At 63.2% G+C, this 21,590-nt stretch carries 19 protein-coding genes and 1 tRNA gene; 12 read left to right on the top strand and 8 right to left on the bottom strand.

Annotation, left to right across the window (positions count from 1 at the left end; translation table 11 throughout):
• Positions 1–9: 9 nt before the first annotated feature.
• The 8 genes from rpoB to ON058_RS03215 form a co-directional block, all read right to left on the bottom strand.
• On the bottom strand, positions 10–3,486 hold the full coding sequence (gene rpoB, locus ON058_RS03250) for a DNA-directed RNA polymerase subunit beta (RefSeq protein WP_274667589.1): 3,477 nt from the start codon (positions 3,484–3,486) through the stop codon (positions 10–12).
• Positions 3,487–3,888: 402 nt separating this feature from the next.
• Positions 3,889–4,272, bottom strand: coding sequence for a 50S ribosomal protein L7/L12 (rplL, locus tag ON058_RS03245; protein WP_274667588.1), 384 nt, complete (start codon positions 4,270–4,272; stop codon positions 3,889–3,891).
• 62 nt (positions 4,273–4,334) lie between these two features.
• Positions 4,335–4,856: a 50S ribosomal protein L10 gene (gene rplJ / locus ON058_RS03240; protein ID WP_274667587.1), complete on the bottom strand. Its 522-nt coding sequence runs from the start codon at positions 4,854–4,856 to the stop codon at positions 4,335–4,337.
• Between the two features lie 569 nt (positions 4,857–5,425).
• Positions 5,426–6,124, bottom strand: coding sequence for a 50S ribosomal protein L1 (gene rplA / locus ON058_RS03235; protein ID WP_274667586.1), 699 nt, complete (start codon positions 6,122–6,124; stop codon positions 5,426–5,428).
• A 65-nt stretch (positions 6,125–6,189) separates the two neighbouring features.
• Complete coding sequence (gene rplK / locus ON058_RS03230) at positions 6,190–6,621, bottom strand: 50S ribosomal protein L11 (RefSeq protein ID WP_274667585.1); 432 nt, start codon at positions 6,619–6,621, stop codon at positions 6,190–6,192.
• A 57-nt stretch (positions 6,622–6,678) separates the two neighbouring features.
• Entirely contained in the window at positions 6,679–7,464 is a 786-nt protein-coding gene (gene nusG, locus ON058_RS03225) for a transcription termination/antitermination protein NusG (RefSeq protein ID WP_274667584.1), read from the bottom strand.
• A gap of 23 nt (positions 7,465–7,487) precedes the next feature.
• Complete coding sequence (gene secE, locus ON058_RS03220) at positions 7,488–7,745, bottom strand: preprotein translocase subunit SecE (protein WP_274667583.1); 258 nt, start codon at positions 7,743–7,745, stop codon at positions 7,488–7,490.
• Between the two features lie 57 nt (positions 7,746–7,802).
• Positions 7,803–7,875 (bottom strand) — tRNA-Trp (locus ON058_RS03215).
• A gap of 276 nt (positions 7,876–8,151) precedes the next feature.
• On the opposite strand from ON058_RS03215, the gene ON058_RS03210 reads away from it, so the two are divergent.
• The 12 genes from ON058_RS03210 to ON058_RS03155 all read left to right on the top strand — a co-directional run bounded on the left by ON058_RS03210 (position 8,152) and on the right by ON058_RS03155 (position 21,494).
• Positions 8,152–9,357, top strand: a complete 1,206-nt coding sequence (locus ON058_RS03210) for a pyridoxal phosphate-dependent aminotransferase (protein ID WP_274667582.1) — start codon at positions 8,152–8,154, stop codon at positions 9,355–9,357.
• 157 nt (positions 9,358–9,514) lie between these two features.
• A complete protein-coding gene (locus tag ON058_RS03205) occupies positions 9,515–10,300 on the top strand; it encodes an NAD(P)H-binding protein (RefSeq protein ID WP_274667581.1) in 786 nt (261 codons plus the stop codon).
• Between the two features lie 4 nt (positions 10,301–10,304).
• Entirely contained in the window at positions 10,305–11,219 is a 915-nt protein-coding gene (sigJ, locus tag ON058_RS03200) for an RNA polymerase sigma factor SigJ (protein WP_274667580.1), read from the top strand.
• Between the two features lie 44 nt (positions 11,220–11,263).
• Positions 11,264–12,169, top strand: coding sequence for an ABC transporter ATP-binding protein (locus ON058_RS03195; protein ID WP_274667579.1), 906 nt, complete (start codon positions 11,264–11,266; stop codon positions 12,167–12,169).
• Positions 12,166–12,987 carry an ABC transporter permease gene (locus tag ON058_RS03190; protein ID WP_274667578.1) on the top strand — a complete coding sequence of 274 codons (822 nt, stop codon included), beginning with the start codon at positions 12,166–12,168 and terminating at the stop codon, positions 12,985–12,987. The genes ON058_RS03195 and ON058_RS03190 overlap by 4 nt, the downstream gene beginning before the upstream one ends.
• Positions 12,988–13,046: 59 nt before the next feature.
• Positions 13,047–13,826 carry a hypothetical protein gene (locus ON058_RS03185; protein ID WP_274667577.1) on the top strand — a complete coding sequence of 260 codons (780 nt, stop codon included), beginning with the start codon at positions 13,047–13,049 and terminating at the stop codon, positions 13,824–13,826.
• 101 nt (positions 13,827–13,927) lie between these two features.
• On the top strand, positions 13,928–15,340 hold the full coding sequence (locus tag ON058_RS03180; protein ID WP_274667576.1) for a cell wall metabolism sensor histidine kinase WalK: 1,413 nt from the start codon (positions 13,928–13,930) through the stop codon (positions 15,338–15,340).
• Positions 15,337–15,996, top strand: coding sequence for a response regulator transcription factor (locus tag ON058_RS03175; protein ID WP_274667575.1), 660 nt, complete (start codon positions 15,337–15,339; stop codon positions 15,994–15,996). The genes ON058_RS03180 and ON058_RS03175 overlap by 4 nt, the downstream gene beginning before the upstream one ends.
• A gap of 59 nt (positions 15,997–16,055) precedes the next feature.
• A complete protein-coding gene (locus ON058_RS03170; protein WP_274667574.1) occupies positions 16,056–17,327 on the top strand; it encodes a sensor histidine kinase in 1,272 nt (423 codons plus the stop codon).
• Positions 17,324–18,010, top strand: a complete 687-nt coding sequence (locus ON058_RS03165) for a response regulator transcription factor (protein ID WP_274667573.1) — start codon at positions 17,324–17,326, stop codon at positions 18,008–18,010. The genes ON058_RS03170 and ON058_RS03165 overlap by 4 nt, the downstream gene beginning before the upstream one ends.
• Positions 18,011–18,151: 141 nt before the next feature.
• Complete coding sequence (locus ON058_RS03160) at positions 18,152–18,895, top strand: ABC transporter ATP-binding protein (protein ID WP_274667572.1); 744 nt, start codon at positions 18,152–18,154, stop codon at positions 18,893–18,895.
• Between the two features lie 4 nt (positions 18,896–18,899).
• Positions 18,900–21,494 carry an ABC transporter permease gene (locus tag ON058_RS03155; protein ID WP_274667571.1) on the top strand — a complete coding sequence of 865 codons (2,595 nt, stop codon included), beginning with the start codon at positions 18,900–18,902 and terminating at the stop codon, positions 21,492–21,494.
• Positions 21,495–21,590: the final 96 nt, after the last annotated feature.

Genomic DNA, 21,590 nt, shown 5'->3' with positions numbered 1-21,590 from the left:
CGCCTTCTCTCAGATCTCGTCGACGCTGGACGCGTCCGGGCGGCTGGACAGGGAGATGCCGAGCGACTCAGCAGCCTGGTAGGCGTCCTCTTCGGACTCGCCCATTTCGACTGTCTGACCCTCAGAGTTGAGGACCTCGACGTTCAGGCACAGCGACTGCATTTCCTTCATCAGGACTCGGAAGGACTCCGGCAGACCTGGGTCGGGGATGTTCTGTCCCTTGACGATGGCTTCGTACACCTTCACGCGGCCCACCACGTCATCCGACTTGATGGTCAGGAGCTCCTGGAGTGCGTAGGCAGCGCCATAAGCCTCGAGGGCCCACACTTCCATCTCACCGAAGCGCTGGCCACCGAACTGAGCCTTACCACCGAGCGGCTGCTGGGTGATCATCGAGTACGGGCCGGTGGAGCGGGCGTGAATCTTGTCGTCCACGAGGTGGTGGAGCTTCAAGATGTACTTGTAACCCACGGCGACGGGCTCGGGGAACGGCTCACCGGAGCGGCCGTCGAACAGACGTGCCTTTCCGTTCTCGTTCACCAGGCGCTCACCGTCACGGTTCGGGTTGATGACCTCGCGGAGCTTAAGCAGCGTGGACTCTTCCAGACCGTCGAATACGGGTGTGGCGACCGGGGTTCCGGGCACAGACTTGAGCGCACCCTCGGGCAGCTGAGCTGCGATCTCGGGGTTGTCCGAAGCGTCCCAACCGTTCTTCGCCACCCAGCCGGTGTGGGTCTCAAGGACCTGACCGACGTTCATACGACCGGGAACACCCAGCGGGTTCAGGATGACGTCAACAGGAGTTCCGTCCTCGAGGAACGGCATGTCCTCGACAGGCAGGATGGTCGAAATGACACCCTTGTTGCCGTGACGGCCGGCGAGCTTGTCGCCCTCCGAGATCTTGCGGCGCTGAGCGATGTAGACGCGGACCAGCTGGTTCACGCCTGCAGGCAGGTCGTCGCCGTCTTCCTCAGTGAATACACGGACGCCGATGACGGTTCCGGTTTCGCCGTGGGGCACCTTGAGTGAGGTGTCGCGGACTTCGCGGGCCTTCTCACCGAAGATGGCGCGCAGGAGGCGCTCTTCGGGGGTCAGCTCGGTCTCACCCTTGGGCGTGACCTTGCCGACGAGGATGTCACCGGCGCGGACTTCTGCACCGATGCGGATGATGCCGCGCTCGTCGAGGTCAGCGAGGACCTCTTCGGAAGCGTTCGGGATCTCGCGCGTGATTTCCTCGGGGCCCAGCTTGGTGTCGCGGGCGTCGACTTCGTGCTCTTCGATGTGGATCGAGGAGAGGGTGTCGTCCTGAACGAGGCGCTGCGACAGGATGATCGCGTCCTCGTAGTTGTGACCTTCCCAGCACATGAACGCGACAAGCAGGTTCTTACCGAGCGACAGTTCGCCGCCATCGGTCGAAGGACCGTCAGCGAGAACAGAGCCCTCGACGACCTTGTCGCCTTCGTCCACGAGCACACGCTGGTTGTAGCTGGTGCCCTGGTTCGAACGCTGGAACTTCGCGATCTTGTAGGAACCGGTGGTGCCATCGTCGTTAGCGATCGTGACCAGGTCAGAGCTGACCTCGGTCACCACGCCCGGCTTGCCTGCAACGATCACGTCGCCAGCGTCGATCGCCGCACGACGCTCCATGCCGGTACCCACCAGCGGAGCCTCGGAGCGGACCAACGGCACGGCCTGACGCTGCATGTTCGCACCCATGAGTGCGCGGTTGGCGTCGTCGTGCTCAAGGAACGGAATCAGGGCCGTAGCGACCGACACCATCTGGCGCGGCGACACGTCCATGTAGTCCACAGCCTCGCGGGGGACGAACTCAACTTCGCCACCCTTCGAGCGGACCAGCACGCGCTCTTCGGCGAACGAACCGGACTCGTCGAGCGCGGCGTTGGCCTGAGCGATCACGAAGTGGTCTTCGTCGTCAGCGGTCAGGTAGTCGACCTTGTCGCTGACCTTGCCCTTGACGACCTTGCGGTACGGGGTCTCCACGAAGCCCAGCGGGTTCACGCGACCGTAAGTCGCGAGCGCACCGATCAGACCAATGTTCGGACCTTCAGGGGTCTCAATGGGGCACATACGGCCGTAGTGCGACGGGTGAACGTCACGCACTTCCATACCTGCGCGGTCACGGGACAGACCACCCGGGCCCAAGGCGGAGAGACGACGCTTGTTCGTCAGACCCGCCAGCGGGTTGTTCTGGTCCATGAACTGCGACAGCTGCGAGGTTCCGAAGAACTCGCGGATGGCGGCCACCACGGGACGCGTGTTGATCAGGGTCTGCGGCGTGATCGCCTCGACGTCCTGAGTCGTCATGCGCTCGCGCACCACGCGCTCCATGCGGGACAGTCCGGTGCGAATCTGGTTCTGCACCAGTTCACCCACGGCACGGATGCGGCGGTTGCCGAAGTGGTCGATGTCGTCGGTCTCGACCTCAACAGTGCCATCGACACCGTCGAAGGTGGCGTGGCCTGCGTGAGCGGCCACGGTGTACTTCACGGTCGCGATGATGTCGTCGAGGCTCAGCACCGAGTCGCTCAGCGCCTTGCCGACCTTGAGCTTCTTGTTCAGCTTGAAGCGGCCAACCTTGGCAAGGTCGTAACGCTTGGGGTTGAAGTAGAAGTTGTCGAGCAGGTTCTGACCGGCTTCAACTGTGGGGGGTTCGCCCGGACGCAGCTTGCGGTAGAGGTCCACAAGGGCCTCTTCCTGCGTGTGGACCGTGTCCTTCTCGAGGGTTTCGAGCATGGCCGGGTAGTCCTTGAACTCCTCGGCGATCTGCTCGTCCGTCATGCCCAGTGCCTTGAGGAACAGGGTGACGGGCTGCTTGCGCTTACGGTCGACACGCACACCGACGGCGTCGCGCTTGTCGATCTCGAACTCGAGCCATGCACCACGCGAAGGAATCACCTTGGCGGTGAAGATGTCCTTGTCCGACGTCTTGTCGGGGGTGCGCTCGAAGTACACGCCAGGCGAACGGACCAGCTGCGACACGACGACGCGCTCGGTGCCGTTCACGATGAACGTGCCCTTGGGGGTCATGAGCGGGAAGTCGCCCATGAAGACGGTCTGAGACTTGATCTCGCCGGTGGTGTTGTTCATGAACTCTGCGGTCACGAACAACTGGGCGGCGTAAGTGAAGTCCTTCTCCTTGCACTCGTCAGGCGTGAAACGCGGCTGCTCGAAGTACGGGTCAGAGAAGCTGAGAGACATGGTCTCGCCGAAGTCTTCAATCGGCGAGATCTCCTCGAAGACTTCCTCGAGGCCTGCGACCTCGGGAACGTCGTTGCGGCCGGCCTTCTTGGCGGCGGCCACACGAGCCTTCCAGGATTCGTTGCCGACGAGCCAGTCAAAGCTCTCGGTCTGAATTCCCAGCAGGTTCGGGATCTCGATGGGCTCGGAGATCTTTGCGAAGGAGATGCGCGGTGATGCGGAACGGTTGGCGATTGCAGTTGCCGAGGGGGTGCGCGAGGCAGCCAAGGGCGGGTCCTTCCCTTTTTGTAGCGTGCGTGTCGCGAGTCTCAAGCCGCGGCTCCACCGGATCCCGGGGCCAAACCGCTATGGAGCGGAGGCGCGCCGGGTAGGCATTTGAGGGCATGGCAATAGACAGCGCAAAGCAAGAGCCTAGTAGCCTGCGCCGGAAAAGTCCAGTCGCGCAAGCCGCCGCGCCGGTGGTGTGCGTCATTGCAACCAACCGGGCTTTGCCATCGCCTGCGAAAAGGGTACCTGGTATCCCACCAGAGTCCAGCATCGGCCCTCCCCACCCCGGCAGGGGACGCCTCAGCTCCAGGTGAAGTGCGCTGGATCCTGCCGCAGAAACGGCGAAAGCCGGGCCGCCCCGCAGGGCAACCCGGCTTTCGCGAACCGAAAGGTTCGACGAACTTACTTGAGCTCGACGGTGGCGCCAGCGGCCTCGAGGGCCTCCTTGGCCTTCTCGGCGTCTTCCTTCTTGGCGCCTTCGAGGACAGCCTTGGGAGCCTCGTCCACGAGAGCCTTGGCCTCACCGAGGCCGAGCGACGTGAGCGCGCGCACCTCCTTGATGACCTGGATCTTCTTGTCGCCAACAGCAGCGAGGATGACGTCGAACTCGTCCTTCTCCTCGGCGGCAGGTGCGTCGCCAGCAGCAGGAGCAGCAACGGCAACGGCAGCCGGAGCAGCAGCGGTCACGTCGAAGGTCTCTTCGAAGGCCTTCACGAACTCGGACAGCTCGATGAGCGAGAGCTCCTTGAACTGCTCGATGAGCTCTTCGGTGGTGAGCTTAGCCATAGTGTGTTTCCTTACCTATATTCTGCGTGAAATGCAGGTTATTGCGATGGGGGTCGCGGCTGTTAGGCCGCGTCTTCCTGCTTGGCACGCAGGGCGTCGACGGCGCGCGCTGCCTTGGACAGCGGTGCCTGGAACATGTATGCAGCGTTGACGAGCGATGCCTGAATAGCACCTGCCGCCTTCGCGAGCAGCACTTCGCGGGACTCGAGGTCTGCGAGCTTCTTGATCTCTTCAGCGGAGATCACCTTGCCTTCGAGGACTCCACCCTTGATAACGAGCTTGTCGTTGTTCTTGGAGAATTCCTTCAGACCCTTTGCAGCCTCCACCGGGTCACCGGTGATGAATGCAATAGCCGTAGGACCGACGAAGAGGTCATCCAGACCCTCCACACCTGCATCCTTGGCCGCGAGCGCCGTCAGAGTGTTCTTCGCAACCTGGTAGGTCGCGGCGCCACGGATGTTGCCGCGCAGTTCAGCGAGCTGCGGGACAGACAGACCGCGGTACTCGGTGACGATGACAGCCTGGGATTCACGGAACTTGTCCGCGAGCTCCTTGACTGCAGCCACCTTGTCTGGCGTCGCCATAGTTGTCCTTCCTTAGGGTGACCGCCGGCGCTTCCTTGCGGAAACGGCTAGCCCCGGACAACAGAAAAGCCCCGCGCAGGCGGGGCTGAACATTCGTGATCCGCACACAACGGGCGACTACTGTGGGTCGGCCGGTGATGCGCATCAACGCTGTCAATCTCACCTACGCTGGCCTCCGCTGTTGCGGGACTTCGGTCGGTTTCAGTTTCCTGATTCCGATGACCGGCGGTCTTGGGCAGAGATCAGTGTAGGTGGAGCAGGGGCCGATGCGCAAGTTGCGCCCCGTACCCACCTGCGCCTTGAGCCAGACCCCAGTGCGGCATCGGCCCGCGCAAGTTCAGCATCGGCCCTTCGCTTTGACACAGAACTGTGATGGCTGTGCCCCCTGTGCCAGGTGAGACCGTCACGCCTGCCACTGTTGCCACCCCAGTCACAAGGCTGTGCCAAACCGACGGGAGTGCGTGGGTGTGGGGTGCGGGGTGCGGGGCCGCAGATGACATGACGAAGGCCCGGCACCCACAGGGGTACCGGGCCTTCGCCGTGTGCTGAGTGAATCAGCCAGCTACTACTTACGCCTCAGTCTTTGCGGTGGCGTCCACGGGGATACCGGGGCCCTGCGTCGCGGAGATCGAGGTCTTGATGATGTAACGACCCTTCGAAGCGGAAGGCTTCACACGCTGAATCTCTTCGAGTACAGCCTTGAAGTTCTCGAGCAGCTTCTCGTCGCCGAACGACGCCTTGCCCAGCACGGTGTGCAGGTTGGCGTGCTTGTCGACACGGAACTCGATCTTTCCGCCCTTGATGTCGGACACGGCCTTCGTCACGTCCATCGTCACGGTGCCGGTCTTGGGGTTCGGCATGAGGCCACGGGGGCCGAGCACGCGACCCAAGCGACCGACCTTACCCATGAGGTCCGGAGTTGCGACAACAGCGTCGAAGTCCTGGCGTCCGCCCTGGACTTCTTCGATGAGCTCGTCGCCACCGACGATGTCGGCACCGGCTTCGCGGGCTGCTTCCGCCTTGTCACCGTTGGCGAAGACCAGGACCCGAGCGGTCTTGCCTGTGCCGTGGGGCAGGATGACGGTGGAACGGACAGCCTGGTCCGCGTGACGAGGGTCGACACCCAACTTGAACACGACGTCGATGGTCGAGTCGTTGTTCTTGGAGGACGTCTTCTGAGCGAGGCGCACAGCCTCGATCGGGGTGTAGAGCTGGCTACGGTCGACGAGCTGAGCTGCGTCCTTGTAAGCCTTAGAGCGCTTGGTCATCTGCTTCTTCCTTTGCAGTCGTGGTGGCGGGTCAGCGCGACCCCTCCCACTGATATTGGGTGGTCTTAGGAGACCGTGATGCCCATGGAACGGGCGGTACCGGCGATGATCTTCGCCGCAGCGTCGATGTCGTTGGCGTTGAGGTCGGCCATCTTCTGCTCGGCGATCTCACGCACCTGTGCCTCAGTCAGCGATCCAACCTTCTCCGTGTGGGGAACGCCGGAACCCTTCTGTACGCCTGCTGCCTTCTTGATCAGCTCAGCGGCCGGAGGGGTCTTGGTGATGAACGTGAACGAACGGTCTTCGTAGACCGTGATTTCCACGGGGATCACATTGCCACGCTGCGACTCAGTTGCCGCGTTGTAGGCCTTGCAGAACTCCATGATGTTCACGCCGTGCTGACCCAGTGCGGGTCCAACCGGCGGTGCCGGGTTTGCGGCGCCGGCCTGGATCTGAAGCTTGATCAGACCAGCGACCTTCTTCTTAGGGGCTGCCATGTTTTGGGTCCTTCTATTGCTTGGGGCGGCTGGCGCCGCCAGAGGTGCTGACGAAAACTAGATCTTCTGGACCTGGTTGAACGCCAGCTCGACCGGAGTTTCCCGGCCGAAGATGGAGACGAGAACCTGCAGTTTCTGGGACTCTGCAGAGATCTCGGAGATGGTGCCGGGGAGCGTAGCGAAGGGGCCGTCGATCACAGTGATGGACTCACCGACCTCGAAGTCGACCTCAATCTTGGGCGCGGCGGCCTCTGCCTGCTCTTCCTGGGCGTCCGCAGCGGACTCCGCAGGGGCGAGCATCGAGTACACCTCGTCCGGCGTCAGCGGCACGGGCTGGTGGGCGTGGCCGACGAAGCCGGTCACACCGGGGGTGTTGCGCACGGTGCCCCAGGACTCATCCGTGAGGTCCATGCGGACCAGGACGTATCCGGGCATACGAACGCGGGTCACGAGCTTGCGCTGGCCGTTCTTGATCTCAGCGACTTCCTCCATGGGAACCTCAACCTGGAAGATGCTCTCTTCCTGGTGCAGGCTCTCGCGGCGGTGCTCGATCGACTGCTTCACACGCTTCTCGTGTCCCGAGTAGCTGTGGATGACGTACCAGTCGCCTTCCTGCATACGCATGTTGGCTTTGAACTCCTCGATGGGGTCCACCACTGCGGCAGGTTCGTCGTCAACGGAAACAGCGGCCTCTTCAGGCTCGTCGCCTGCGGGCTCGTCTGCGGGAACGGTGTCGTCGTCAGATTCGACAACAGCGTCAATAGGAGCGTCGCTCAATGCCGCCTCATCAACGGCGGGCGTGGCGTCCTCGATTGCGTCGAGGTTTTCGTCACTCACAGTCATCACTCCTTAGCGTCTATACGGGGTTAGTCGCCGAAGATGTTCGACGACAACCATCCGAATCCAAGATCCAGCACAAACACCAACAGCATCATCACGGCAACAAAGCCGAGGACGATCCAGATGTATTGGATCCACTCCTCGCGAGAAGGTGTCACCACTCGCTTGAGTTCCGAGATCACCTGGCGCACGAACAGCGCGATGCGACCGAAGATATTGCGACCCTCGCGGGATTCGTGCCGCGGGTCCTTCTCTCCGGAATCCGTCACGGCAGATTCACTCACCAGGAAGTCCTTTGCTCGGAATGGGGGATCTCTTGTGCACGCGTGTCACCGCGTCGGCAGGGTAGGAGGGACTCGAACCCCCAACCGTCGGTTTTGGAGACCGATGCGCTACCAATTGCGCCACTACCCTTTGGAGGCGGTTGGACCTCCGTGACAACTGACGTCCTCCAGTCCGAAGATGCCGCGGGCACGCTTCACCATGGCTGATGTCAATCGCCGACTTGCAATAGTACGGGTTGATGGGCCGAAAAGCGAACTCGCCTGTGGAACCCCACTCCGGTCCGGCAGTGGGACCCGCACCCACACCCCGCATCGGCCCCCTCCCGCGTGCCTTGGTACGCGACACGAGCCGTACCGTGCCTGAGGTCATACGCGTGCGCGTCCCGCACGTGGAACAATAACCGCCATGACCTCCTCCAGCCGCGTCTCTGCCCGCCTCGGCGCCATTGCGCCGTCTGCCACTCTTGCCGTCGATGCCAAGGCCAAGGCTCTCAAAGCCGCAGGTCGTCCGGTGATCGGATTTGGTGCTGGAGAGCCTGACTTCCCCACTCCGGCGCACATTGTTGAGGCCGCCGTGGAAGCAGCGCGTGACCCCAAGAACCACCGTTACACGCCGGCAGCTGGCCTCCCGGAGTTGAAGCAGGCCATCGCGGACAAGACCAAGCGCGACTCGGGGTACGAGATTGATCCCGCGAGCGTGCTGGTCACCAACGGCGGCAAGCAGGCGGTCTTCCAGGCTTTCGCTGCCATTCTTGACCCGGGCGACGAGGTCCTCCTGCCCGCGCCCTACTGGACCACCTACCCGGAGGCCATTGGCCTCACGGGCGCGACCCCGGTGGAGGTCTTCGCGGGCGCCGACCAGGAGTACCTGGTGACGGTGGACCAGTTGGAAGCCGCACGCACTGACAACACCAAGGCGCTGTTGTTCTGCTCGCCTTCGAACCCCACCGGCGCTGTCTACTCGGCGGAGCAGACCAAGGCGATCGGTGAGTGGGCGCTAGAGCACGGCATCTGGGTCATCACTGACGAAATCTACGAGCACCTCCTGTACGACGGCGCAACCTTCTCCCCCATCGTGCGCGAGGTTCCCGAACTGGCAGACACCACGATCGTGCTGAACGGTGTTGCCAAGACGTTCGCCATGACGGGCTGGCGTGTGGGCTGGATGCAGGGCCCCCAGGACGTCATCAAGGCCGCCACGAACTTCCAGAGCCACTTGACGAGCAATGTGGCGAACGTGTCGCAGCGTGCCGCCATCGCCGCGCTCACCGGCCCCATGGATGAGGTTCACGCAATGCGGGTGGCGTTTGATCGTCGCCGCAAGACCATCGTCTCGATGCTGCAGGAGATTGACGGTTTCGAGGTCCCCACCCCCCGCGGAGCGTTCTACGCCTACCCGTCCGTTGAGGGCTGGATTGGTCGCAGCGTGCGAGGCCGCGAGATCTCCTCGTCGATTGATTTGGCTGCGGTGATTTTGGAGGAGGCGGAGGTCGCGGTGGTTCCGGGTGAAGCATTCGGACCGTCCGGCTTCCTGCGTCTGAGCTACGCCATCGCCGATGCGGACCTGACCGAAGGCGTCAGCCGCATCCAGGCGCTGCTTGCGGAGGGCTAGGCACCACAGTTCACGCGAAGGCGGTCCGGGCCGATGCTCGGGCCGCCTTTTGCATGTCACGATCCGCCAGGCTGTCTCGTCTTCACTGTGACGGGCCGATGCGCGGTGCCAGTCCGTCACCCGTGTTCACGCACCGCGGCAGGTAGGGGTGAGCGCCATGCGGATCGCAGTGGTGGGGGCGAGTGGAATGTTGGGGACGGCGGTGGTGGCGGCTGCCGTCGCGGCCGGGCACGATGTGGCGGCAACATCGCGATCGGGCCGGATACCGGACGGAGTTCCCACCGGCTATGAGGCGTTCGCTGCCGACGTCACCTCGGGTGAAGGCCTCCCGGAGGCACTACGAGGCGCGGACGCAGTGGTGTTCGCGGCGAACAGCAACAAGAGGCCTGCGGACGTGCTCGTGGGCGGCTTGATGCGCACGGAGAAGATCATGTCGAGTTCCGCGCTGCTGGTCCTACCGTCAATCGTGAACTGCGACAAGCTCAGGGGCGCCTATTACGAAGCGAAGTCGGTTCAGGAGGAGTACCTGGGGCATGTCGAGGTTCCTGTGATCGCGCCACGCATCACCCAGTTCCATGAGTTCTTGGGCGCGATTCTGTCTCAGGCTGCCCGGTGGCGGCTGTCACTCCGGGGCTCGTTCACGGTTCAGCCTGTCGCTGTCGCGGCTGCGGCTGAGTCAGTGCTTGCCAGCACGGTTGCAGCGCTTGACCACGGCCCCCTGCCTCAGCCCGACGTCGCGGGTCCTGAGCGGCTGACCGCAACGGAGATGTCGCGCATCTGGGGGGCCGCTCATCCGGGCGCCCGGGTTCCGTTGCGCGTGCCGGGCAGGATGCTGAGCGCGGCGGGGCCTGACGCTATGTGCCCGTCCAATGATGCGGCGGTGATCGTAGGCGAGGCGTTCTCCTCCTGGTGTCGCGGAAGCGTCGGCGCCACGCAAGGATGAACAGATGATGGACGAGGTCTTTGACCAGCACCGCGCGCACCTTCATACGGTTGCGTACGCGTTGCTGGGCTCCGTCCATGACGCGGAGGACGCCGTCCAAGAGACGTGGATGCGGTGGGAGGCACAACACCGTGCCACGATCCAGGACCCGCGAGCGTGGCTGACCACAGTGGTGACGCGGATCTGCCTGGACGAATGGGGCACCGCCCGCAGGCGTCGCGAAACTTACGTGGGGCCGTGGCTACCGGAGCCGGAGGTGCGGCCCCAAGCATCGGCCCCTCGCAGCTTGCATACACGCGAGCCGGACCAGGCGGCGGAGGTGGCCCACGACGTAGAGCTGGCGTTGCTGGTGGTCTTGGAGACTCTCACCCCCCAGGAAAGGGCCGCCTTTGTGCTGTGCGAGGTGTTCCGTTACTCCAGTGCGGAGGTGGGTTCAGCACTTGGCAAGACGCCTGAGGCGGTGAGGCAGTTGGTGTCGCGGGCGAGGCGTCACGTCCGGGATGGGGCACCGTCGCTTGCGACCGACAAGGCCCAGCATGCCTCCACGGTCGCGGCGTTCGCGCGCGCTTGTGAGGGGCGTGACATTCCGGCGCTGATTTCGACGCTCGCGCCTGACGTGGTGATGGTGTCGGATGGCGGTGGCAACATCACCGCGTCACGCAAGCCTGTACGCGGTCGCACCAAGGTCCTGACCGCATTGACGGGCTGGGCGGCGCTCGCCGCGCGGCACGGCCTCCGGGTGGAGGTTGCAACCGTCCTGGTCAATGGCAAGGAAGGCGTGCTGTTCCGTGAAGGACAGACGCTGTCGTTGTACGACTTCGACGTCGTTGACGGACGCATCGGCACGATGCATGTGGTCCGCAACCCGGACAAGCTGCGTGACGTGTACCGCGACGTCGCGCAACATTTTCCCTCCTAAGGGAGGATCGCCGCACGCGCACAGTGAGCGCTAGCCTCGTAGCCATGACCGATGCGGCAATCCAGGTTCAGGGCCTGGTCAAGGCGTATCACGGCGTGCGTGCCGTGGACGGGCTTGACCTCACCATTCCCCGCGGCGAAGTGTTCGCCCTGTTGGGGCCGAACGGTGCGGGCAAGTCGACCACTGTGGAGATTTTGGAAGGGTTCCGCGGGAGGGACGCAGGCGAGGTGTCTGTTCTGGGCATTGACCCGGTGATGGCGACGCGGAGTTGGCGTGAGCGCGTGGGGATCATGTTGCAGTCGACGTCTCCGCGTTCGTTCCTCAACGCGCGTGAGGCGCTCACTCACGCAAGTCGCCTGTACAGCAACCCTCGCGATGTCGAGGAAATGTTGGATGCTGTGGGGCTGACGGACAAGGCCGAGGAGAAGCCGCAGGAACTCTCTGGTGGTCAGCGCCGCCGGCTGGATGTGGCGTTGGCGTTGATTGGGCGCCCAGAACTGGTCTTTCTCGATGAGCCCACGACCGGGTTCGACCCCGAGGCCCGGCGCCAGTTTTGGCGACTAGTCGAGTCAATCGCTGCGGACGGCACCACGGTGTTGCTCACCACCCACTACTTGGACGAAGCAGACCATCTGGCCGATCGCATCGGCATCATCTCGTCGGGGCGTCTGGTCGCACTCGACACCCCCGAAGGGTTGCGGCGGCGTGCCGCGGGCGCACGGGTGTCCTGGCGCGAGGACGGCGAACTGCGAACACAGGTGACTCCTACGCCCACGGCAGTTCTGCGGGAACTCCTGGAACGTCATAGCGGCGAGGTGGAGCATCTCGAAGTGGTGCACCCCAGTCTTGAGGACGTCTACCTGGACCTCATTGGTGACACCACGGCAGAGGCCGATGCGGCGACACCTCCGCACGACACGCACGTGGCGGATGAGGAGGGCGTGGCATGAGCACTGTCCCGGTGACCGCGCCTTCGTGGTGGTCCATGACCGCTGACCGCACCGTGGTCGAGCTGAAGGAGTTCTTGCGCTCGCGCGAGCAGATGATCTTCATCTTCTTCTTCCCCATGATCTTTTTGGGGCTGTTTGGGGCGATCTTCAACACTGATGACCTGTATGGCACGGGGGTGTCGTTCGGCCAGTACTTTGTTGCCGGCATGATCGCGTCAGGAATGCTCAACACCGGATTTCAGTCGTTGGCGATCTCGATTTCCATTGACCGGTCTGAGGATGTCCTCAAGCGCATCCACGCGACCCCTTTGCCGCCCACCGCATACTTTGTGGGCAAGATCCTGCAGGTGCTGGTGGTGTCCGTCGTTCAGGTGGCGCTGCTGCTGGCGATGGGCGCGTTGTTGTTCGATGTTGCGCTGCCCACCAACGTGTCAACGTGGGTCACGTTCACGTGGGTGTTTGTGTTGGGGCTGGCAACGTCAGTCGCGTGGGGCATCGCTACGTCGTCATTGCTGCGCAACGGCAAGGCGGCATCGGCCGTGCTCACTCCCATCGTGCTGGTGCTGCAGTTCACCTCTGGCGTGTTCTTCGTGTTCACCGAGTTGCCAACCTGGTTGCAGCGCTTCGCGGAAGTGTTCCCGCTGAAGTGGCTCGCTCAAGGAATGCGGTCCGTGTTCTTGCCCGAACAGTTTGAAGCTGCGGAAGCGTCCGGTTCGTGGCAGCTTCCCATGGTCGCGATCATGCTTGCGGTGTGGCTCATTGCGGGCTTGCTGATCTCCGCGAAGACGTTCCGCTGGCTGCGGGTCGAGGACCGCTAGAGAGACCGGTACGGACAACCTGAGTGCGCACTCAGAAAACTCCCGGCACACTGTCACCCATGAGCGCACCCACCGTCCGCACCGTAGCTGTTGCTGCAGGCTTCTTTGGCATCAGTTTGGTTGTTGCGGGAACGGCGAGTGCCATGGCGGAGCGGCCCGCGCACGAACCTGTGGGTGCGGCAATCCAGTTGACCCAGCCCGAGGTCTCGACGGGCTCTGTCACCGCACCGCCGGTGACGTTGTCCGCGGGTACTGTGCCCATCGAAGTTGTCGCGGAGCCCATTGAGTGTGACGACGACGGCACATGCGGCACGAACGAGGTCGCGGAGTCCGCACCTGTCACGCAGACCACCAGCACCACTTCTGTCGCGCGCTCCACGTCAAGTGCGGAATGCACCGTGCCGGGGGTCCCGGCAGCAGACGGCAGCATCGACCGTGACACGTACGAGGCGATGGTTGACGCTTACCAGGAGCGCGTAGCGTGGCTAGCGGAAGAGTGTGGCGAAGCCCTTGCCGCGTCGCTTCCCGATCTGGACAGCTTTGACGAGACCCACGACTCCCTCATGTACAAGTGGGACAGGGAACACAGCCGGGGTGCCTGGGACCGCTGGTCCGAGTGGACCGATGGCGAGTGGGATGAAGATGCCTGGGGCGACCACAACTGGGACCGTGACGGTTGGGCCGACGGCCAGTGGGACGAAGACGCCTGGGGCGACCACAACTGGAACGGCGACTCCTGGGGCAACTGGGACGACGACGGCTGGAGCGAAGACTCCTGGCCTGAGGGCTGGCGCGACTACGGTTGGTACGACTCCGACCACGACGACGATCGCGACTGATATCCACAGCCCCGCCCCGGCGGCTTTCCTCAGGCGCGGTTCCCGCGCTAGCGTGAGGCCACCATGGCGGGAGGACCACCATTACTCATCTCGTGGAGTCTGTGACATCAGCCGCGCGCCGCATGTCTGTACGTGCGCGGTTGCTGGCATACCTCATCGCCCTCACCGGCACCGCGTTGCTGATCTCCGGATTCGCCGCATACGCGATTGAACGGGCACGCATCGATAGCCAGATCGATGATGGTTTGGCCTTGCGCACCCAAGCATTCATCGAGCTCGCCAACTCCGATGACCCCACCACGGGCATGTCCTACGCCTCATCCGATGACCTCATGCGGGAGGCGATGATCCGCGTTGTGGCAAGCCCCACCGAATCGGCAGTAGCGCATGAAGGCGTGATTGCCCGGTACGTTCCCTCCGCCCCCGCGCGCCTCAAACTTGAACAAGATCCAGAACTGTTGGCAGCCGCGTCACGCAATGCGACTGACTCTGTCATCGTCCGCGCCATCACCACGGAGATGGGCGACTATCGCTATGCCGCTGTCCCCATCCTCGAACCCGACGGCAGTAGCGCGGGGGTGTTCACCATCGCGACGGACCGTGGCGCCCAGCAATCAAAGCTGTCCGAGACGTTCCAGCTCTATGCAGTCATCGCTGTGCTGGCGTTGGGGGCCATCGGTGCCGTCGCGTGGACAACCGTGGGCCGTACGCTGCGGCCCATTGGGGTTTTGGAGGAGCGCGCACGCCGCATCTCCGAACACGACCTCTCCGAGCGCATCCCGGTGGAGGGTCACGATGACCTGGCCCGCTTGACCAGCACCTTCAACGGCATGCTCAACCGCTTGGAACGTGCCTTTGCCGACCAACGCCAACTTCTCGACGACGCCTCCCACGAACTGCGCACTCCGCTTGCGATCATGCGCACCAACCTGGAGTTGATGGAGCCTCGAGATCCCGACGAGGTCCTGCGATCGCAACGCAATCTGCTCGACGAGGTCTCCATGATGTCCCGCCTGGTCGATGATCTGGTGACGTTGGCGAAGTCCGACCGTCCGGAGTTTGTGCAGCGCGAACCCGAGGACCTGTTGTGGATGACGGAAACCACGTTTGGCCGTGCGCGTGCGCTCGGCAACCGTGACTGGCGGTTGGAAGCTGCTGGGCAGGGTGACATCGTGGTGGACTCGCAACGCGTCACCCAGGCGTGGTTGCAGTTGGCGTCGAATGCGGTGAAGTTCTCGGAAGAACGTTCAGCGATCTGGATGGGCTCGTCCATCACGCGTTCCCACATCCGCCTGTGGGTACGCGATCAGGGCATCGGTATCGCTCGTGAAGACCACGCGCAGGTGATGGAACGCTTCCATCGCATTAATCCTGACGTTGAGGGTGTGGGGCTGGGCCTCACCATCGTTGCTGCCATTACACAAGCACACGGAGGAACTCTGGAACTCGAATCATCCCTGGGAACAGGAGCAATGTTCACTATTGTGCTGCCCATAGATGGAGGCGAATCATGATTCGACTGCTACTCGTCGAAGACGAAGACAAGCTTGTAGCCACGTTGGTACCGGGCCTGAAGACTGCGGACATTGAAGCCGATGCGGTGAGGACTGGCCGCGAAGGGTTGGAGCGGGCGCTCCACGGGGACTACGACATCATGGTCCTTGACATTGGGTTGCCGGACCAGGAAGGTTTCACGGTACTGCGCAAACTCAGGGCCGCGGGTTCTGACCTTCCCATCATCATTTTGACGGCCCGCACCTCTGCGGAGGACACCGTTCGCGGACTTGAGCGCGGAGCAGATGACTATATGGCGAAGCCGTTCGTCTTTGACGAGCTGGTGGCGCGGATCCGCTTGCGCGCACGCCCACCAGAGGAGGGCGGTGCGCCCGAGGGTGTGATTCGCGTAGGCAGGTGCGATCTGGACCCCGCCGAGCGGACGCTCACATGCGACGGTGCGGAAGTACCGTTGAGTCCGCGTGAGTTCCAGTTGGCACACTTGCTCATCTCCCGCGGCGGTGAGGTAGTGCCTCGAGCCGAAGCACTTGATCACGTGTGGGGATCCGCGACGCGCGACAACGTTTTGGACGTCTACATCCGCTACCTCAGGTCACACCTGGGTGCCGAAGCCATCGAAACAGTACGTGGGGTGGGCTACCGGTTCGTGGGGTGACCCCCGCATCGGCCATAGGAACGATGCGCCACCTCAGGGAAGCGCCCTAACCTGGGCCAATGGACTTCAAAGCGCCACGCTGGACGGATGCGCTGGTAGCCGCGTCGCTGCTGGCCTTGACCGCGTTGTGGGCGGCCTCGCTGACCTCTCTCCAGAGTGTCCAGTACCGCCCCATGGACGCATGGGGTTGGGTGCTGGTGTCATCGGTGATTGCACCGTTGATCTGGCGTCAGCACTATCCGCGTGCCGTGCTGTGGTTCACGTTTGGCGCGTGGATGCTGCTGGCTGGCATGGGCTATGAGGCCACGCCGGCGATGCTCGCATTGTTCGTCGCGATCTACGGGGTGGCGTCGTACACGCCGCGCGCGGTGGCGATCCGGCATGCAGCGGTCATGTTGGGACTGATGCTGACGTGGACGGCACTCGGTATGGCGACGCTCGACAGCGTTCATCCCACGGCGCTTTTGGCTGAGCCGATCGGTGTGCTGATTCCTTTCATGTTGGGCGTGACTGACCGCCGCAGGCGCGAACGTTTGGGAGAGCTTGAGGTTGCGCATGCGCGCCGCGAACAGGCAGCGTTTGAGGCGGCGACGGATGCGGTGCGGGCAGAACGTGCACGCATTGCCCGTGAACTGCACGATGTCGTGGCACACGAGATCACCGTGATGACGTTGCAGGCGGAGGGCGCGCGCCGGCGGGTGCGGGATGAGCCCGAGGTGGCGGAGGCGCTAGCAACGATCAGTGCGTCTGGCCGGCGGGGACTTGAGGAGATGCAGCGCATGATCCGGGTGCTGCGGGCGTCGGAGCAAGAAGCAACAGAGCGTGCGGACAAGGACAAAGTCATTGCGGGTGCGCATGGGGCCATGCGTGCACCATTGCGTGACGAACTTGCACCCATGCCGTCGCTGGCCGCGCTGCCGTCTCTCGTGAAGCAGGTGCGGGAAGCGGGCCTTCCTGTGACTCTTGAGGTATCAGGGTCTGCGCACGTGCCCGCAGGAGTGGAGCTGAGTGCGTACCGCATCATTCAGGAGGCCCTCACCAACACTCTCAAGCACGGTGGCACCACAGCGCATGCACAGGTCACCGTGAACAGAACGGTCGATGCGGTGAGGATCTCCGTAGAAGACAACGGTGTGGGAACGTCAGCGGACCGGGTGAGAGTCGTGGGAGGACACGGCCTGACAGGGATGGCTGAGCGTGTTCAGGCCGTGGGCGGTTCGTTGTCGCATGGGCCGCGCACCGGTGGCGGATTCCAGGTTCACGCCGTACTGCCCTCGGGGGATGATCAAATCAATGAGGCCGCCGCGGCGGCAGAACAGGAGTTGCCGTGATCCGGGTCGCACTCGTCGACGATCAGGCTATGGTGCGTGTCGGTTTGCGCATGATTCTTGAGGCTGAGGACGACGTCGTGGTGTGCGCAGAAGCCACCGATGGCGAAGACGCTGCCGCGATGGTTGCGGACCATCAGCCCGACGTGGTTCTGATGGACATCCGCATGCCAGGGATGGATGGCTTGGCGGCGACCCGGGAAGTCCTCTCCGCGAGTCCCGACGCACGGATCGTGATTCTCACCACCTTTGATGATGACGAGTACGTGTATGAAGCACTCCGTGCGGGCGCGTCCGGCTTCCTCCTCAAGAGCGCCGACGGCGACACTCTGGTCGATGCGGTGCGAGTCGTGGCAGGCGGAGAGGCACTTCTCGCACCGGAGATCACCCGCAAAGTCATTGAGCAGTTCGCTGCCCGGGGCGGAGCAACCGCACCAGCCGCGATCGACCCGGACACGCATGTGCCTTCCCCCGAAGCCATCGGCGATCTCTCAGAGCGTGAAGTAGAGGTGCTCCAACTGATGGCCCGCGGCATGTCCAACCAGGAGATCGCCCAGGAACTGTGGGTCTCCGCCACGACCGTCAAGACTCACGTCAGCCACATTCTCACCAAACTGGGTGTCCGAGACCGGGTCCAGGCCGTCGTGGAGGCGTACGACTCGGGGATAGTCATCCCTCGGGGCTAGGAGAATCACTCACTCAGCGCTGCGGGTCATCCCTGAGGACTATGAGGGCAAACCGTCCTAGGGAACGATTCACAGGCCTCGGTCCTTATTGGCAGACTGGTCCCGTTCCGAAAGACCTCACCCTGCTCGAAAGGCACCACCATGACCACGACCGAGGTTCCCGAACTCGCCGCCACCATGCGCTCCGGGTACAAGGACTACGGCCAGGGGGAAGCAGCAGTACGCGCCCTCGACGGCATCAACGTCGACATTGCCCGTTCAGAGTTCACCGCCATCATGGGCCCCTCGGGCTCCGGTAAGTCGACTCTGCTGCACACTCTCGCTGGCTTGGACAAGCTCTCTGCAGGCGAGTCCACGATCGCCGACACGACCATCACGTCGCTGTCCGAAGCTCAGATCACGGAAGTGCGCCGCAAGTACATCGGCTTCGTGTTCCAGTCGTTCAACCTGATTCCGTCGCTCAACGCCAAGGAGAACATCACCTTGCCGTTGGACATCTCCGGCACCAAGGTTGACCCCGCATGGTTTGACGAGATCATCTCGATCCTGGGCCTAGGCGACCGTCTGACTCACTTGCCCGCTGAGCTCTCCGGAGGCCAGCAGCAGCGCGTCGCTGTGGCACGTGCGCTCGTGTCGCGCCCCGAGATCATCTTCGCTGACGAGCCTTCGGGCAACCTTGACTCCAAGTCCGGTTCCGAGTTGCTGTCGTTCATGCGCCGCGCTGTCAAGGACTTCGGGCAGACCATCGTGATGGTCACACACGACCCCACAGCCGCTTCATACGCAGACCGCATCCTGTTCCTCGAAGACGGCAAGATCGTCGACGAAATGCGGGAGCCCACGGCGGACCGCGTCCTGGACCGCATGAAGCAGATGGGTCACTAAGGTCATGTTCCGTCTTGCCGTAAAGTCCGTCCGGCACAACCCCAAACGGCTCCTGCTCACCGCATTCGCGGTGGCGCTGGGAGTGTCGCTGGTGGCTGCCACACAGATCTTCACCAACTCCCTGTCATCAGGGTTCTCTGACCTCTTCGACGACATCTACGCCGGTACCGACGTCATCGTCGAAGCCGACCCCGACGCCCAGTCCGAAACCGAACAGAACGACGACCCCTTCGCCATCTCCGACGGCATCTTCACGGCAGATGATGTCACCGCCGTGGGCAATGTCGAGGGTGTCTCGATTGCTGCCGGGGGCATCCAGGTCATGGGTGCAGTCCTGGGCCCCGACTACGCCGAAGACGCAGTAGGTTCTGATCCCCTCACCGCAGGCGGCACCGGTCCCAGCCAGATCTTCAACTGGTATGGCGAACCTGCGGTCGACCAGTCGACCGTCGTGGATGGGCGCGGAGTGGAAGCCGACGGGGAGATCGTCCTCGACATTGATGCGGTGGAAAACCTGGGCTACGCCATCGGCGACGAGGTCGCGATCGCAACCGACAGCGGAGTGGAAACCTTCGAACTCGTCGGCACCGTCCGGTTCGGGGAGAACAACAACCTCCAAGGGGCCACGCTCGCCTACATCTCCGACGCCGAAGCTCACCGCTTGGCCGACGACCCTAACTACGCGAGCATCTCCGTGATCGCTGACGAAGGTGCCAACCTCGACCGAGTTGTCACCCGCATCGGCGATGTACTCCCTGAGGGCACCCGGGCCATTACCGGAGAAGACAAGGCCGCCGAACAGACCGAAGCGCTCGACGACGTCCTGCAGTACGTTGACATCTTCGCCATCGCGTTCGGTTTGATCGCGCTGTTCGTTGGCGCGTACATCATCGTCAACACGTTCCGCATCATCGTCACGCAGCGCACCCGTGAGTTTGGGCTCATGCGGGCCATCGGTGTGACGGGCAAGCAGATCCGGTCCATGATTCTGCTTGAAGCACTCGTGATCGCGATCGCAGCTTCCACACTCGGCATCATCATGGGATACCTGCTCGCGCTTGCCTTCGCGGGGCTCGTGACCATGATGTCGGGAGACATCTTTGGCACCCTGACTCTCCCCCTGGACGCAGTCCTGTGGAGTTACGCCCTGGGTACCGCAGTCACGCTGATCGCAGCGTTCATGCCAGCGATTCACGCCTCACGCATCGCCCCCATGGAGGCCTTGCGCGAGTCCGCCACGAGCGGCAAGAAGCCGCTCAAGGTGCGCAACATCGTGGGCGCCGCCATGTTCCTCGTCGGAGCAGGTCTGGTCACGGTTGGCCTCTACAGCGACTTTGACCGGCCCTACATCTGGGTGGGCGCAGGCGCAGTAACGCTGGTGATCGGTGCCACATTGCTGTCCGCACAGATCCTGTCGCCCCTTGCGGGCCTCATGCGTCCGGCGTTGACCCGCATGTTCCGCGTGGACGGCAAGCTTGCCGCGAACAACATCCAGCGCGAACCACGCCGTAGCTCCAACACGGCAGCAGCCCTGATGATCGGTGTCATGCTGCTGGCACTCGTGGCGACGTTCACGGAGTCGCTCAAGACTGTGGTCACGGCGGAGTTCGCCACCACCAAGGCGGACTTCTTTGTCAGCGGTGCGCAAGGAGCAGTCCCTGCGGGCGCAATCGACATTGTGGAGTCGCTCGACGGAGTGGAAGCCATCAGCTCGATCGGGTTCGACAATGCACAGTACGACGGCGTCACCTACTCCGTCGCGATGCTCGAACCCGAGACCGCTGGTCTCATGTTCGAGTATCAAAGCGAGCCCGCAGTTGAGGACCTCGGTACGGGAGAGGTCTACATTGCACCCACGATCGCCGACCTTGGCGTGAACGTGGGCGACGAGATCACGCTGACCGGCTCCGAGGGTGACGTCACCCTCGAGGTCACGGGAGAGTTGGGCCGTTCCGCCGATGGTGACTTCTGGGTGGACTTTGCCACCGGTGAAGACCTCATGGGAGAAGTTCAGGTCGTACAGACCATGGTCTTGCTTGATGACTCCATCGTGGCCGACGACGCCGACAACGCCGACAACGCCACCACGATCTCCGAACAGCAGACCATCCTTGAAGAGGCTCTCGCCGAGGACTTCCCGCTGATCTTCGTGGCACAGCCCGGACAGTTGGAGCAGCTAGCCAACATGTTCATCGACCTGCTGTTGGGTGTCATCTCCGCGCTGCTCGGTTCTGCCCTGGTGATCGCACTCCTGGGTGTCGCCAACACGCTGCTGCTGTCCGTCACGGAACGCACCCGCGAGATCGGACTCCTCCGGGCTGTGGGACTCAAGCGTTCGGCAGTGTGGCGCATGATCACCGTGGAGTCGATGGTGATGGCAGTGTTCGGCACGATCCTGGGCATGGTCCTCGGTGTCGCGCTGGGCTCGGCCCTCGTGTTGTCGCTCGCCGACTTTGGCTTCGACGGCGTCACCATTCCTTGGATCTGGCTGATTGTCTACACCGTGCTGGCTGCCATCGCCGGCGTGCTTGCAGCAATCTGGCCCGCTTGGAGGGCGTCCCGCTTGGACATCCTGCAGGCCATCGCGGCGGACGGATAACCCCCTTCCGACCCCGCGCCACGGCCCCCTTCCCCGCCCACCCACACACGGCGGCGGAAGGGGGCCTTTGGCATGCTGGGACGTGGGCGTTCGTCG

Origin of the sequence: Demequina sp. B12 (assembly GCF_028823635.1) — a bacterium.
Taxonomy (GTDB): domain Bacteria; phylum Actinomycetota; class Actinomycetes; order Actinomycetales; family Demequinaceae; genus Demequina.
The sequence above is the reverse complement of the archived record's forward strand: the minus strand, read 5'-3'. Positions and strand labels throughout refer to the sequence as shown.